This is a genomic window from Acetivibrio cellulolyticus CD2, assembly GCF_000179595.2.
Lineage (GTDB): Bacteria > Bacillota > Clostridia > Acetivibrionales > Acetivibrionaceae > Acetivibrio > Acetivibrio cellulolyticus.
The window spans coordinates 444,722-460,906 of the sequence record NZ_JH556658.1; the positions used below are offsets into that span (position 1 = coordinate 444,722).

Consider the following 16,185-nt stretch of genomic DNA (forward strand, 5'->3'; position numbering starts at 1 on the left):
CCAACGTCGGCAGTAACATTTAATGCTGAACAATTTAAAGAAGTATCAGCACACTAATTTGGGCATGTTTTACAAATAGGAGATGCTTATGGGGAGTGGAGGAATAAATATGGCAAAATCTAAAATAGTAGTATTACTTTTAATATTTATATTTTTTACATCTTGTACTAACATAAGTGAAAAAAGAAATGTAGTTGATTCAGAACTAAGCAATATTGAAACAACTGATAATTTAACAAAAAATACAACTAGCTTTTTTATCATTCAAAAAGAAAATAAAAGAGGATATATAAATGGTAATGGTCAAATAGTCATAGATCCCACTTTTGAAAATGCTGGGAATTTTTGTGATGGTTTAGCACCAGTGTACTTTAACAATAAGCATTGTTTTATAGATACTAATGGGAAGATTGTTATAGAAACAGAATTTCAGGGAGTAGGAGAGTTTTCGGAAGAATTATGTGTATTTCACATAGGAGGTCCGGGATCTGGTGCTGAATATGGGTTTATAGATAAATCGGGAGATATTGCAATTGAACCAATTTATGACTTTGCATATGGATTTTCAGAGGGGTTAGCTATGGTTGTTTTTAAGGGTAAAGTAGGTTTTATTAACAAGAAAGGTGAAGTGGTCATAGATTTTAAATATGATTCGGCAGCTCCGTTTTATGAAGGATATGCAAAAGTTGAAATAAATGGTAAGTGTGGATTTATAAATAAAAAAGGTGAATATGTAGTTAAGCCTGACTTAGAAAGTGCATATTTCTTTAGCGAAGGACTTGCTTATGTTCGATTAAATAACAAATATGGGTTTATTGATAATACTGGAACTTTAAAAATAAAGCTTAATTCTGATGTTTTGGCAAGTTTTTCAGAAGGCCTTGCAGGTGTTGTTAATGATGGTAAACTAGGGTATATTGATAAGAATGGAAATCTTTTAATCCAAACAAAATTCTATTATGGTGGTGAATTTAAGGAAGGATTGGCACCTGTTAAGATTGGTAAAAAGTGGGGGTTTATTAACAAAAAAGGTGAAATTGTAATAAAAGCAAAATTTGATAAGGCGGAAGAATTCAAAAATGGACTTGCAAAAGTGTATTTAGGTAAGAAGTTTGGGTATGTTGATAAAAATGGCAAATATATTTGGCAGCCAACAGAATAAAATAGATTTTTTGATTCGATTATCAATAATAATCCTATAGTTTTTAAAGATCCTACAGGACATTGGAAAGAAGGAGACAGCAATAGAGATCCTCTTGTACAAATCGCGCAACTGATACTAAGTGATGAATGGAATAAAGCAAAAGCTGCAAACGATAAAAAAGGTATGAAAAGAGCTGAAGATTTAGCTAAAGTGATACACAACCTGTTGATTTTAAAGGAATAAATGAAGAAATGTGGCAAGCAGGAATATTTCGAGAAGAAGCGATTGATGATATGAAAGTTGCTGAAAAGTTGTTGGTAGCTCCTAATAGTAAAGAGACTACCATATCATCACTGTTTGAAGAAATTAGAAAACCTAAGAATACTTCAATGTTTGATAATTAGTGGTTAGCAATAGGAAAATACAGAACTTTTACTAATGCTTTTGTAAGTGCTAATTATAGTTGTGATGGTAGTATTTCCTATACTTCAGATATGATGTATAATATTAGAGATAATTATAAGTGGTATGATCAAAGCTGGAAATCAGTGTTAAAAGGTCTATGCAGATGTGGATTTGCGAAGGAATACAAATTAGAAGGGGTTAATTATATAAAGGATATTTTTTGGACCAAATAAAATTAACCCTAGAATCATTAAATAATATAATACTGAAGAGCAAAGTAAGGAAGGATACGATATAAATATGAAAAAAGTATTTAGAATTATAGTATTCGTTTTCCTAGTAATATCAACTATAGTTTTTGGCACATTAGCATATATCAATGATATTTCAGCAGAAGAATCTGATTATAATTATAATCATAGAATATCAATGGAATTAGAAAAAGTAATTTGCTGTTATCTTGTTGAGACGGAAGATTTAGATTTGACATTTGGTGGAAAACCGGCAAAAAGTGTTGAAGACCTTATTCTTAACCTTGAAAAGATGGAATATATTAAGTTGGAGAGTTATAAACCTATGAAACATCGCTTCTTTGGCTTTTTTAAGGTAGATAATCTTGGTTGGAGAATAGTTGTTAATAAAAAAAGGTTTCAAGCATCTATTTCAGTTAGCGAAAAAGATGAACTTATATTTATGGAATATTAAAGCGGCGGAATAAATGGCGTAGTGTAATTCACTCCTAAATTGTGACCCTTTCTCGTTAAAACGGACACTCCAGAGTTAGAATATCTTTGTTTTTCTCAGCTGTTTACTTTTATCTGAAATTTCCGCATTTATTCCACGGTCCTCTTGACAACAAGCCTCTAACGGCATGCTGTTGGCATCTACCGGCACCACCCATTCTGAACAAGAAGTAACTGCTTCGTAGTATGGTTGATGCCTGGCTTGAGAAGCTAGCATGCCGTTCTACTTATTGTCAAGATGCTTTCCCAGCATAAACGCTACTTCTTGCTTTTTAGGAAACTTTCCTGTCCCCATAATAGTTTTGAAGGAATTGCACTGGGGTTAAATTTCCAAGTGATGCGTGCCTTCTGCTTCTATTATAAAAACTCTCTATATACCAAAAAATATATCTTCTTGCTTCTTCAAAAGTTTTGTAATTCTTATGATGCAGGCGTTCCGATTTGATTGTACTGAAAAATGTTTCTGCACAGGCATTGTCCCAGCAATTGCCTTTTCTACTCATACTTCTTATCATTCCATATTTCTCTAATTCCTCTATATAGTCCTTGCTACAATACTGACTTCCTTGATCTGAATGATGTATAAGGCCTTTTGGGGGCCTGTGTTTTATTACTGCACTTCTTATAGCATCTAAACATAATTCTGTTCTCATGTGATCTGCTACTGCCCATCCAACAACTTCTTTATTATATAGGTCTTTGACTGCTGCCAAATATAATTTACCTTCTCCAGTAACTATCTGTGTAATATCTGTAACCCAAACAGCACAAGGCTTTGAAACATTGAAATCTTGGTTTAACAAGTTAGGTGCCTTTGGCATATTATGGTTAGAGTCTGTTAAACATACTCTGAATGGCTTTTTTCTTATACTGTAAAGTCCGTTTGCCTTCTGAATTTTATAAACCCTATTCCTGTTGCATTTTATACCAGCATCCTTAACATCATCCCACATTTTATCAAGGCCAATCATGCCCTGAGCCTTTGCATGGCTATCTTTAAGTATTCTCAATATCTGCTCGTTTTTCTTTTCTCTTTCACTTGGTTCTCTTCCATTCCAGTCATAATATCCACTTCTTGAAACATCCAGAGTATCACACATCTTCTCAACAGGGCGTTTTTTGCTGTTTATCTTTTTTATTATTTGAAATACTACTTCCGGTTGCTCTGGGCGAAGATGCTTGTAGCTTTTTTTAATATATCAATTGTTACCTCATGATCTACAATTTTTTTCTTGGCTTCCTTGAGTTCTGCCTCTAATTCTGCTATTCTTACTTTATCAGGGTCTTGCTTGTCCTTGCTTTCTTTGAGCCAGTTCCTGATCGTTTGATCTTTGACACCAAAATCCTTTTCGATGCTAGTAATAGAGCGTTTTTCTTCTCTCACTAGCCTTATTATGTCAGCTTTGAATTCTTCAGTGTAACGTTTACCATGACTTCCCATTTTGATCCCCTCCACAGTTATATTGTACCCTAACTTAACTGTGTCCGGCAAATCGAATTTGGGTCAAACACTTACAAAAAAGCATTTTGAGTAAAAACAAAAACGAAATTTTCCGTTAAAGAGCCGGGAAATTTCTTTTTTTAGGCTGTAGTCTGTTCTATTAATTTATTCACAAAATTACAAATTACAGTTTTGAGAATTTGGTGCCTTTTAAATTATTATATATCATGTTTAGTATTTATTTTTTATTTTATCTAATTATCTAAATTGTGTTGTATTTAATGAAAATATGTAGACTTACAGAGGTTATTTATGTAAAATTAATATTGGAAATAATTAATACTGCGTATATTTAAGTATATTTTGGCTATTGGGCGAAGTTTTTTATGGTGTACATTGATTTGTAATAACAATATTCAGAAACTATTTAAATGAGGGAAATATATGTTGGAAAAAATCGAACTATAAGAAAGAAAAAGTAGAGGGGGGACAATAAAATAATGAGGAAGACTATATTATTTATATTGCTTATAGGGGTTATTAGTTCATCAATATTTACTGCTTTTTATTTACACAATAAGCCAAAGCCAAGGACAACAGAAAATTCATTAGTAAATATTTTTAATAATAATAGGAGTAGTTTTGAATTAATTGCAAATGAGACATCTGACATGGAAGGCCGTTTTAATCTGTACTATTTAGATAGCAAGATAGATATAGTTAAATATAATGATAAAGCAAGTACACCAATATTAAGTGATGATTTCAAAAATTATCTTAAATCATTTTTTGAAAAACAAAAATTTAAATATATTAAAATTAATGATATTAATGAGGGATCGGTTTCTTTTGTTTATGACTATACTGACTCATGTGAAGTAAGTATTGTATATTTAAGGAATGTTTCAATAGTTAATAAATCTAGTGAGTTAATCAAGATTATTGACTATTGGTACATATATCTTCATCAATTTGAGTGAACAGTGTTAAATGAAAGGTAAGTGACTCAAAATAAATGTAAGCTTAATACTTAGCAAATAAAAACCTGCATCATAGCGGCAAAATCAAATCACTCTTTGAAATGGTAGTACAGTGTAATTACTTATGTAGGTAGGTGAGCAAAGTGAAAATTATAGTAAAAAGAGTTTTTTGTTTGATAGCTATATTTATTATTTTAATGAGTGCTTTCTTTATTAAGATGTATTATGTTGATGAAAGAATGGGTATTATTGGTAAGGATTTGTCTATAGTTATTTATGAGGATGAATTTGTTGGATATATAGAAGTGAGTAATCCAAAATTTAGAAATGATTCGCGTCAAATTTGGTTTGATTTGTGGTTTGAAAATAAAAAGTTAATCGATTATATGCGTAAAAATGATTTGGAAATTAAACCCGGAAGGTATTGTATTAATCAGTGTGATAGATTTGAGAAAGTACTTAGCATATTGGAGTTTGAAAAAATAAAGTAAAGAATAAATTATAATTATAAGTTATTAAAACCTACTTTTTTAAAAAATGAGGAGTTGATAATTGATAAGATTGAGAACAAAAAAGATGGGTATTGTCATAATTGTTATGCTAATACTAGTAGTTATAATTTATTCAGGAACACTTTGGGGAAAAGCAATAGCAAGAAAAGAAATAGCACAATATCTTAAAGATAAATATTCTAGAGGTATGTTAGTAGAAAATGTTTATTACAATTTCAAGAGAAGCGGGTATAATGCAAATGTGTATTGCGAGGAAGAAAATGTAGGATTTATTGTTGAGCCATGTTCAAAGGTCTCTGGGTATAAATATAAGGATTGCTATTATAGTAGTGTATGGCAAAAGGAAATAGCTAGTGAAATAAGAAAAGATGTTAAAATTTCGGATAATACAGAAATTTATGTATCGATGCTGAGATATTTTACAGAGTATGAAAACAAACCTACAATACCTTATTATACAGATGCATTAGAAAAAATAGAAAGAATCAATATTTTTCTATATAACAATATTGATGAAACAATTGACTATGCTCAATTGTTAGAGATAATTTCATTATTAAAAACTAAAAAAATATATTACCATAATATTTATCTTTGTTATGGAGATAATGCTAAAACACGAAAGGAGATAGGGATTACTCGGGAAGATGCGGAAAAAATAATTGGTGTGGATGATATTAAAAGGTTAATAAATACAAAATAATAAAAATGGATTATATAAGGTAAGTATAATTTTTAAGCTTCTATTATATAAGAACAATATTTGCTGCATTTCACTGGCTAAAAATTGAAAAATAATTACTTGTGTAATTTTACCTTATTTAATATAATTTTAAATTATACTAAATGACATAAAAAGGAGTCTATAATGAAAAAACAAGTACATTATTTTTTAATTATTGCTATTGTTACGATATTTTCAGCAAAACTAATTTATGCAGAAGATCAGACTTCAACAGCAATTGAAACTGTAACACCTATAATAGAACCAACCTCAACTCCTACGCCTATTGAAATACTGGGCATAACTGATAATTCCTCATATCCGGACCTTTTATCAAAAAAGGAAACAATGAATACGTTGATTGCAGAAGAAAATCAAGTTTGTGCAAATATAAAGGAACAGGAGAAATCAAATAGTGATGCGGTAGCTCGGATAGGAGAAAAAGCAAAATCGTATGCTGCGCCATATTTAAAAATTATTGATGAAATTAAACTTTTGTTAAGCCAAATAAGAGAAAAAAGGTCTCTAAATATTACTGAGAGTAAATCAAATGGCAGCGATAATTTAAACAAAGAAATAGAAATGAGTACCGACCAAATTGCAAATTTGAACAGGGCAGTTAAAAGTATGCGTGAGTCAATTAAGTACATAAGTGTTGAAAGTAGTGAATTTAATAAAAAAATTCAAACTGCGCAGCAGCAGGTTGATAAAATAAAGGACGAAATAACCGAGCTGAACAATAAGATTATGGAAGAAAAACTCCTTAAAGATACCGAATGGGAAAGTTTTTGTTCTGCAATGTACAATAAAGATTTAGAAACTGCTAATGCCTCATATCAAAGTATGATTGAAATAAAACAGAGTATTATTAATCATTACAAGGAAATTCTTGATCTAAAAAAGGATATTGAGAAACTGTTGACGCCATTAGCCAACTAATTTATAAGGAGACCGGTAAAATGCAAAAGATTAGCAAAAGATTTTTAAAATTAACTATTTTGGTCATTACAGTGCTTGTAATGCTTCCAATGCTTCCAATCAACGCTGCTGAAGAACAGGACACTGATATTACACAACTCTTAAAAGAGTTTCAAGTTGAAGATAATCCAATCGATTATTCAATAATCAACAGTAACACCAATATAACAGCAGATGGAATGGATACGTTGGATAATGCTTTGTTTACAATATTTATGGAGCCTGCAGTAAGTGATTATTATGATAAAATCTGTCCGCTGTTTGAAAAAAGCAATATTTCTGGAATTCAGATGTTTGTCGACGGCCAGCAAATTGATTTTACTAAATATGATAATGTCTATCCATCTATAATTGATGGCAGAGTATTGGTACCTCTTCGCGCAATAGGTGAAAATCTAGGCGCAGAAGTAGAGTGGATAGCAAAGGATAAGCTTATCAGGATTAAGCTCAACGATAAAGTAGTTGAAATAGTTGTAGATTCAAAGGACGCCTTGATAAATAGTAAGAAAACAACTCTGGATGTTCCAGCAAAAATAATTGATGGAAGGACTTTAGTACCTGCAAGATTTATTAGTGAATCATTTTCAAAAACTGTGGAATGGCATTCATATAATAAAGAATTGGGTGTTATTGCTATATATTAATATACTTGGACTCAAAGTAGAATTTGTAGAGTCTGATATGCATAAGAGGGGAATGTATAATGAAAAAAAATATTTTAAGTCTGATTTTGATAGTAACAACCATATTATCAGGTTCTATGGTATTTGCCGAGCCTGTTTTTGACTATGAACCGAATGATTCACCATATTCAGCTTATGTTCTAAATGGTGATTCTACACTGAGTTCTACAATAGCAAACAGTGAAGATGTAGATTTTTATAATTTTTATGTTAATGGTACTGTTGATACTGTAATTACTCTAACATCACCGAAAGATACCGATTACGACCTTAAACTGTTTGACGAAAATTATAATGAGATCGGAAGCTCCAGCCTTTCTTTAAATAATGATGATATTATAAGTATCAATTCGCTTACCACTGGAATATATTCTATCAAGGTGTATAGTTTTAATAAAAGTGCTTCTAATTTACCGTATACCCTATCTACCAGGACAGTTGATATTAATGGTACTAATACGCCAAGCCATGCAGGAATATCTGAGGCAAACAAAAACAATACAACAATGGCAAATGTATTGGAAATTGATTCAAACACATCCTTTATAGGCAAAATGGACAAGCTTAGTAAAGCACGGTACTTTAAGTTTAACATTAAGAATTTTTCAGATATTAATATATCAATGACTCCACCAAAGGGTGTAGATTTGGATATAAAATTATATAGCTTATCAGGTCTAGAAGTTGGAAGTTCAACGAATAAGGATGGTACTGAAAATATCTCAAAAAGCAATTTATTACCTGGAATTTACTACCTAAAAGTATATGGCTGCGGTTCTGCCTTTTCTTTAAATACATATAGAGTTACTGTAGAAGCTGCGAAAGCTGCCTATATTACTACTAGCAAAGGTAATAGTGCTAATAATTATTCCCGATCAAGCTCTCAAACCTCAACAACTGCCCCAAGAGCTTTACTTTTATATGTGGGACCATATTTATCTAAATTTACTGATGATGATCTGAAAAAGTTACTTGTTGATGATCCTATTAATACAAAAGACTTTATTATCACAGATAATGGGATACAATATAACACATATTATGATAAAGACGGGAAATTAGTCGATATTGTTACTCCTGAAAAAATAAATGCTATGACTTTGGATAAGCTTGATTCAACAGGAAAACTAGATCAAATAAAGTTAGACTATTTAGCGTTTTACCAAAAAGCAATGCGTGAAAATTCTTTGGACTATTTTGCAAGTGAAGCTGCTGATTTGGCTTCTAGGTTGATAAAAATAGATTCCAGCGTAAAACTGACAATAGCTATTCCGGAAATCAAAATGCAAGCTCTTAGCTATGAATATATTGAACCTGTAAAGGAAAAGATTATTAAGGGAATTAAAGAAAGATTGGATTTTGTTAACCCTGACTATTGGGAAGAAAACATCAGAGGTTTTTACTTCTCATCTGAAGGAATTCCTTATTATTATACCTGGTTTAAACCTGATAAAACAATTAACTTTGATAATCCGGTAGTAAAGACAATGCTCAGTTTTTCAAATGAGATACATCAAGTGTACAATAAGGAATTTATGTGGATACCCTATTATGGCAACAGTTTGGCTATAGATAGTTATTACAACAAAGAGCAGTTTGTTCGCATAGGATATATTGCAAATAGAACAAACATATTTGACTATATATTTATTCAACCTTCATACTATTTTAAACCAAAGTCCGAAAATATTCCTTTTGTCAAAACATCAACCGAATTAAATGCAGTTGTTGATATGAAATTAGATATTGTTGGTGGAATTAAGACTTCAAAAACTTTGATAGGTCCTGAAATGGAAATAGATACGAAACTTGATACCACTATAGGGAAAGATGATTCATTGGCTTATCAGAAAAGATATAACCAGTATGTTACGGCTTTTTCCAATGTAAAATCCAACACTCCTGTTGCATTTTATGCTGGTTCAAGGGATGAGATTTTTAATGATACTGTTTATAATTCAGTAAAGAACTTTTTTAAGAGCATTCAATAATTAAAAAAGTGACTAAAAAAGTTGTTATGGATTAATTATTTGGGGTATAAATATAATGTAATTTAGATAGTCTCAGTTATTTGTTTATAGACTATACAATAAAATAACTTGGTTTGCATAAATTTTTGATAAGGAGAGATTAATACTATGAAGAAATTTGTTTGTTCAGTTTGCGGTTATGTACATGAAGGAAATGAGCCACCAGAAAGTTGTCCACAGTGTAAGGCACCTAAGTCTAAATTTGTTGAAAAGACCGATGCATCCCTTCAATGGGCCGATGAGCATAGAATCGGTGTGGCAAAGGATGTTGATAAAGAAGTTGTTGAAGGATTAAAGGCTAATTTTTATGGTGAGTGTACTGAAATCGGAATGTATCTTGCAATGAGCCGCCAGGCTGACAGGGACGGCTATCCGGAAATAGCTGAAGCATATAAGAGAATAGCATGGGAAGAAGCTGAGCATGCAGCAAAATTTGCAGAACTTCTTGGAGATCAGCTTACCAATGATACAAAGAAAAATTTGCAAATGAGGGTTGAAGCAGAGTTTGGTGCATGTCAAGGTAAGAAAGATTTAGCTACTAAGGCAAAACAGTTGAATTATGATGCGATTCACGATACAGTTCACGAGATGTGTAAGGATGAAGCAAGGCATGGTCAGGCATTCAAGGGATTGTTAGAGAGATATTTTGGTAAATAAGAATGAAAAAGAAAATCTGTTTTGACATTAGGTAATCAAATGATTTGATCAATGTCACAATACAAAATTTAAATTGTAGTTTTATTAAGGGATGTTGAAATGACAACATCCCTTAATAATTTTTATATATAGAAATTTTACTTGAGGAATTAAATGGAATTATGGTGGACAAAGAAATATTGGCTACAATTGGGGAGAAAATAAGCAGAAGATATTTTTTGAAATAAATTAAAGCATAATTGTGTTTATTTGATAAGCAGAAGATTGAAATGATTAATAAATCATTATATACTGATTTAATAGTACAGATATCTATCAAACCACTAATCTTTGTGGTTCATTCCGATGGCGTGGATATTGAAATATCAATCTGTAAATTTGATGCAGGAGACGAGTAATGAAGAAGCTGGTAATCGGTATTTTAGCCCATGTAGATGCTGGGAAAACAACTTTGGCGGAAAGTATGCTTTATCTATCCGGCCGTATAAGAAAACTAGGCAGGGTAGATCATAAAAATGCTTATCTTGATACTTTTGAGCTTGAGCGTGCAAGAGGGATTACCATTTTTTCAAAGCAGGCTGAATTTACATTTAAAGATAGGAATATATCATTGCTTGATACTCCAGGTCATGTAGATTTTTCCGCTGAAATGGAACGGACATTACAGGTATTAGATTATGCTATTCTTGTTATAAGTGGAAGTGATGGGGTTCAGGGACATACAGAAACCTTATGGAGACTGCTTGTACAATACAGTATACCGACATTTATATTTGTAAATAAGATGGATATGAATGGAACAGACAGAAGTTCACTACTGGCCGAATTAAAAAAACTGCTTAATGATGGATGCGTGGATTTTAGTGAAGATCAGAACCGGAATGAATTTATGGAAAACCTTGCAATTCACGATGAGGTTTTGCTTGAAAAATACATAGAAAGTGGAGTAGTAGAAACAAAAGATATAACAGCGTTAATTTGGGACAGAAAGATATTTCCTTGTTATTTTGGCGCTGCTTTAAAGCTTAATGGAGTAGAGGCCTTTCTAAATGGTTTGGAGCAGTACACTCGATACCCGCAATTTTCGGAAAAGTTCGGTGCGAAGGTTTATAAGATAGCAAGAGATGAGCAGGGAAACCGTCTGACATATATGAAGATTACCGGAGGAAGCCTGAGAGTAAAAACACTATTATCAAACCGTAAAGAGAATGGATCGGTTCAAAATTACGAAAACACTTTATGGGAAGAAAAAGTTGATCAGATAAGGATTTATTCAGGGTCAAAGTATGAAACGGTTGATGAAGTGAAAGCAGGTGAGGTTTGTGCAGTTATGGGGCTTAGCAGGACATATCCTGGGGAAGGGCTGGGAGTAGAGGCAGCATCAGGGATGCCGGTTTTGCGTCCCGTACTTAGTTATCGGATTGTGTTGCCGCCGGAATGCGATGCTCATAATATGTTAACTAAATTACGCCAGTTGGAGGAGGAGGACCCGCAGCTGCATATAGTGTGGTCTGAACAGTTGAAAGAGATTCATGTGCAGCTGATGGGTGAGATACAGATAGAAATTTTGAAGAGCCTGATTTTGGAACGGTTTAGTGTTAACGTGGAATTTGGTTCGGGAAATATCGTGTATAAGGAATCTATATTGGAACCAGTGGAGGGAGTAGGGCATTTTGAGCCATTACGGCATTATGCTGAAGTACATTTGTTGATGGAGCCAAATGAACCGGGAAGTGGACTTATCTTTACCAGCAATTGTAGTGAAGATTTGTTGGATCGCAACTGGCAGCGGCTGATTCTAACTCATCTGGAGGAAAAGGACCATACGGGAGTATTAACAGGCTCATCAATTACGGATATGAAGATTACTTTGATTGCCGGGCGTGCACACCCGAAACATACAGAGGGCGGAGACTTCAGGCAGGCAACATACAGAGCAGTTAGACAGGGGCTAAAAAAAGCCAAGTGTGTTCTCTTGGAACCGTATTATAACTTTAAGCTGGAAATTCCGTCAGAATCAGTTGGAAGAGCTATGTCGGACCTTCAACGCATGAGCGGGGATTTCACTCCTCCTGAACTGGAAGGAGATATGGCTGTATTAATCGGATTTGCGCCGGTTTCAGCAATGCAGGGTTATCAGAAGGAGGTGAACGCTTATACCAGAGGCAGAGGAAGGCTTTTCTGCACACTTAAGGGATATCAGCAATGTCATAATTCAGACGAAGTAATAAAAGCGGTTGGTTATGACAGTGAGGCAGATATTGATAATCCGACAAGCTCTGTATTTTGTGCCAATGGAGCAGGATTTATCGTTGAGTGGGACAAGGTCCAAAATTATATGCATGTAGATAGCGGATGGCGATGCTCAGAACCTGAAGAACAAAATAAAGAGGCGGTTAAGTCGAAGTCACGTACGCATTATGGCAACACCTTGCAGGAGGATAAAGAGCTTGAAGCCATATTTGTCCGTACTTATGGACCGATCAAACGGAGACTGGGCAACACCCGGGGTGAAATTGAATATGGGGCAAAGAATACTACGGAAAAAGTCCAGATAAAACAGCAGTTAGATCCACAGAAAAAAGAACCGGTGAAAGAATATCTGCTGGTAGACGGTTATAATATTATATTTTCCTGGGATGAGTTAAATGAAATAGCGAAGGATAATTTGGAGCATGCAAGAAACAAACTGATGGATATTCTCTGCAATTATCAAGGTTTTAAGCAATGCATTCTAATTTTGGTTTTTGATGCGTATAAAGTAAAAGGTGGGACAGGGTCGGTACTTGAGTATCATAATATTAATGTAGTTTATACAAAAGAAGCAGAAACAGCAGATGCATATATTGAGAAAGTAACTCATGAAATCGCGAGGGAACATCATGTTACAGTTGCAACATCAGATGCGCTTGAGCAATTAATTATCTTGGGGCAGGGTGCGGTCAGATTGTCTGCAAATGATTTGAAAGAGGAAATAATCAGGGTGAATGATAAGATTCGCAAAGATTATCTGGATAAGCAGCCATATACTCGTAATTATCTGGGAGACAGATTGAGTGACAATGTTCTTAAGCACATAAAGGATTAAATAACAGTATTAATTGTGTTATAAAAGTTTTGATTCAACCTCAAGAACTTACAATCACCACATTTTTGTACGTTGAAAAAAACATATAACTGTTGTATACTATTTTTTATATCATAATGTGATGGTTATGTAAATGAAACTTAAAAAAAAGAAAAATGGTATTTTTTTAATTTCTACAGCATTTTTGTTGATTTTAACTCTTTTCATAATTTCCATAATTGAAAATTCCAGAAGCATTTCTGTAAATGGCACAGGAAGTAAGTCATCAGACTATTTATCAATAAATAGCATAAAATATCCCAAAACTCTTTTTGATGATTCTAAAGTGCATTCTATTGATATTCAGGTTGATGATCAAGCTTGGAGTAAAATGGTTGCTAATGCAGAAGTAGAGGAGTATATTCCATGTGCAATGGTAATTGATGGGATTAAGATCGATGAAGTTGGAATTAGGCCTAAAGGCAACTCTTCCTTAAGTCAAATAAGCGGAATGAAATCTGAAAATTTCAGCTTTAAGGTTGAGTTTGACCACTATAAAAATCAGACCTTTGATGGTCTTGATAAAATGGTGCTTAACAACTGTACTATGGACACTACCTATATGAAAGACTACTTAACACAGGATATGATGAATTATATGGGAGTTGCAGCCCCATTAACAAGCTTTGCCAATATAAAATTAAATGGCCGGGATTTTGGATTTTATCTAGCTGCTGAAGCTGTTGAGGATTCTTTTCTTATAAGAAATTATGGTAATAATGATGGCAAACTTTATAAACCGGATTCCCTTGCAATTTCGAATTTTGATTTTTCAGATATGAGCAGCTATAGAATGGAAAGTGGTCAGCTTGCAACTGACTATCTTTCAAATATTATGTCAGGTGAGACATATAAGGACTTTGACGACAACATGCGAGCAGATTTGATGGGTGATATGGCTAGTGTCTTCCTTGATGTCAGCAGCATTAGGACTGATATATCCGGGTTAGTCTATATAGATGACAACCCCAAAAGCTATAAAACGATTTTTGACACTGCAATATTTGATACAACTGAAATTGATAAAAAAAGACTGATTAATTCAATAAAAAAGCTCAATAGTGGTGAAGATTTAGAGAATACCATAAATGTTGATTCTGTAATTAAATATTTTGTGGTGCACAATTTTGTTAACAACTATGATTCGTATACAAGTATTTTTTCACATAATTACTTCTTGTATGAAAACAATGGCAAATTGTCAATGATACCTTGGGATTACAATCTTGCTTTCGGGGCACTTTCACTTGAAGCTGCCAACTCATTTATTGATTCTTTCGAAGATTATCTCATTGTAGATACAAAAACATATGGAATGAGCGCAGCAAAAAGCATGGTTAATTATCCTATTGATACACCTGTATTTTCAGTCGATCTTAAAGAAAGACCCATGATCTATCAAATATTGAATAATGAAACTTATAGTAAGTTATATCATCAATACTTTGATGAATTTGTATCCAAATACTTTGAAAGTGGGCATTTTAAGGATTTATATTCTTCGACTGTTGAAATGATATCACCCTATGTAAAAAATGATTCAAAAGGCTTTTATTCATTTGAACAATTTGAGGATGGAGTAAAAGAGCTTAATAAATTCTGCAATTTAAGGGCTATTAGTATAAGAGGACAGTTAAACAAGACTATTCCTTCAACATTAGCCGGTCAAAACGAAAATCCAGAAAGTCTTATTGATACAAAAGATTTAGATATATCAAAGACCTTAGACTTTTCATCAATGGTCGGAGTAACAGGGTTTTCCAGCGATGGCTTTAAAGAAATTTTAAATTCCTTTATAAAATACGTCCCTGAAAAATATATGACAGATGGTAAAATAGATACCACGAAATTAACAAAAGATGACTTTATATTGCTTAAAGATAATATTGGCAACATAATACCTATTGCAGTTCAGGTTGTTAAAAGCAATGAGGGATTAAGAAATAAAGTTATTACTTCTGTGATGCCTGAAATAATATTGATTTTGTCACTACTTGCTATAGTATTAATCACAATATTCTTAAATAAGTATTCACGTGTAAAATATAAAAAAAGAGTAGGGAGGGAGAAAATTGAAACTTAGACACGAATACAAGATATTTCTTAACTACTCTGACTATCTTACAATTCGTTCGAGACTGAGAGCAGTAGTACCACATGATAAACACGTTGATAAAACTGGGGAGTACAAAATTAGAAGCCTGTATTTTGACAATTATAATGATAAAGCTTTAATGGAAAAACTCAGCGGTGTTAATATGCGCGAAAAATTCAGAATCCGCTGTTATAATGACAATTATGACATAATAAATCTTGAAAAGAAAAGTAAGATTAATGGTTATTGCAATAAGCTTTCTGAAAGAGTTACCAAAGATGAAGTAAGAAAAATAATCAATGGTGACACACAATGGATGCTTAATTCAAGCAGGCCGCTTGTTTCTGAGCTGTATGTTAAAATGAAAACCCAGCAGTTAAGGCCAAAAACCATTATAGATTACTATCGTGAACCATTTATATATACTGCTGGTAATGTAAGGATTACACTTGACCGGGATGTAAGAACAAGCGTTAAAAATATTGATATACTTGATCCAAATGTTCCAATGATTAAAGCAAATGAAATAGTGGTAGTTTTAGAGGTTAAGTATGATAATTATATACCGGCCTTGATTTCTGATATAGTTAAAGTTAAAAATCGGCAAATATCAACTTTTTCTAAGTATGTAGCCGGTAGAGTATATGGATAAAATTAATTTTGGAG

At 32.9% G+C, this 16,185-nt stretch carries 15 protein-coding genes; 13 read left to right on the top strand and 2 right to left on the bottom strand.

Annotation, left to right across the window (positions count from 1 at the left end):
- Positions 1-109: 109 nt before the first annotated feature.
- From ACECE_RS0217815 to ACECE_RS0217825, 3 genes are all read left to right on the top strand, one after another.
- Entirely contained in the window at positions 110-1,162 is a 1,053-nt protein-coding gene (locus ACECE_RS0217815; RefSeq protein WP_040428688.1) for a WG repeat-containing protein, read from the top strand.
- 233 nt (positions 1,163-1,395) lie between these two features.
- Positions 1,396-1,548, top strand: a complete 153-nt coding sequence (locus tag ACECE_RS31240) for a hypothetical protein (RefSeq protein ID WP_162862575.1) — start codon at positions 1,396-1,398, stop codon at positions 1,546-1,548.
- A gap of 301 nt (positions 1,549-1,849) precedes the next feature.
- Positions 1,850-2,254 (top strand): hypothetical protein, encoded by a 405-nt coding sequence (locus ACECE_RS0217825; RefSeq protein WP_010249719.1) that lies wholly within the window; start codon positions 1,850-1,852, stop codon positions 2,252-2,254.
- A 75-nt stretch (positions 2,255-2,329) separates the two neighbouring features.
- Here ACECE_RS0217825 and ACECE_RS32655 read toward each other — a convergent pair whose 3' ends face one another.
- Both ACECE_RS32655 and ACECE_RS0217830 read right to left on the bottom strand, forming a co-directional pair.
- Positions 2,330-2,509, bottom strand: coding sequence for a hypothetical protein (locus ACECE_RS32655; RefSeq protein ID WP_162862576.1), 180 nt, complete (start codon positions 2,507-2,509; stop codon positions 2,330-2,332).
- A gap of 55 nt (positions 2,510-2,564) precedes the next feature.
- Positions 2,565-3,733 (bottom strand): IS3 family transposase gene (locus ACECE_RS0217830; protein WP_085946261.1). Its coding sequence is split into 2 segments (ribosomal slippage): positions 2,565-3,478 and positions 3,478-3,733, totalling 1,170 coding nucleotides; the frame shifts between segments, so codons are not numbered across the junction.
- Between the two features lie 500 nt (positions 3,734-4,233).
- On the opposite strand from ACECE_RS0217830, the gene ACECE_RS0217840 reads away from it, so the two are divergent.
- From ACECE_RS0217840 to ACECE_RS0217890, 10 genes are all read left to right on the top strand, one after another.
- Positions 4,234-4,713: a hypothetical protein gene (locus tag ACECE_RS0217840; protein WP_010249720.1), complete on the top strand. Its 480-nt coding sequence runs from the start codon at positions 4,234-4,236 to the stop codon at positions 4,711-4,713.
- Positions 4,714-4,847: 134 nt separating this feature from the next.
- Positions 4,848-5,204: a hypothetical protein gene (locus ACECE_RS0217845; protein ID WP_162862577.1), complete on the top strand. Its 357-nt coding sequence runs from the start codon at positions 4,848-4,850 to the stop codon at positions 5,202-5,204.
- Between the two features lie 61 nt (positions 5,205-5,265).
- Positions 5,266-5,928, top strand: a complete 663-nt coding sequence (locus ACECE_RS0217850) for a YfjL-like protein (protein WP_010249722.1) — start codon at positions 5,266-5,268, stop codon at positions 5,926-5,928.
- Between the two features lie 165 nt (positions 5,929-6,093).
- Positions 6,094-6,888, top strand: coding sequence for a hypothetical protein (locus ACECE_RS0217855; protein WP_010249723.1), 795 nt, complete (start codon positions 6,094-6,096; stop codon positions 6,886-6,888).
- A 20-nt stretch (positions 6,889-6,908) separates the two neighbouring features.
- Complete coding sequence (locus ACECE_RS29575; RefSeq protein ID WP_010249724.1) at positions 6,909-7,571, top strand: copper amine oxidase N-terminal domain-containing protein; 663 nt, start codon at positions 6,909-6,911, stop codon at positions 7,569-7,571.
- Between the two features lie 59 nt (positions 7,572-7,630).
- On the top strand, positions 7,631-9,601 hold the full coding sequence (locus tag ACECE_RS0217865) for a T9SS type A sorting domain-containing protein (RefSeq protein WP_010249725.1): 1,971 nt from the start codon (positions 7,631-7,633) through the stop codon (positions 9,599-9,601).
- 147 nt (positions 9,602-9,748) lie between these two features.
- A complete protein-coding gene (locus ACECE_RS0217870) occupies positions 9,749-10,297 on the top strand; it encodes an NADH peroxidase (protein ID WP_010249727.1) in 549 nt (182 codons plus the stop codon).
- Positions 10,298-10,694: 397 nt separating this feature from the next.
- Positions 10,695-13,385 carry a translation factor GTPase family protein gene (locus ACECE_RS0217880; RefSeq protein ID WP_010249729.1) on the top strand — a complete coding sequence of 897 codons (2,691 nt, stop codon included), beginning with the start codon at positions 10,695-10,697 and terminating at the stop codon, positions 13,383-13,385.
- A 133-nt stretch (positions 13,386-13,518) separates the two neighbouring features.
- Entirely contained in the window at positions 13,519-15,507 is a 1,989-nt protein-coding gene (locus ACECE_RS0217885) for a CotH kinase family protein (protein ID WP_010249731.1), read from the top strand.
- The gene (locus ACECE_RS0217890; protein WP_010249733.1) at positions 15,497-16,171 is read left to right on the top strand and encodes a polyphosphate polymerase domain-containing protein; all 675 of its coding nucleotides are present in this window, start codon (positions 15,497-15,499) and stop codon (positions 16,169-16,171) included. Before ACECE_RS0217885 ends, ACECE_RS0217890 begins: the two co-directional genes overlap by 11 nt.
- Positions 16,172-16,185 lie beyond the last annotated feature (14 nt).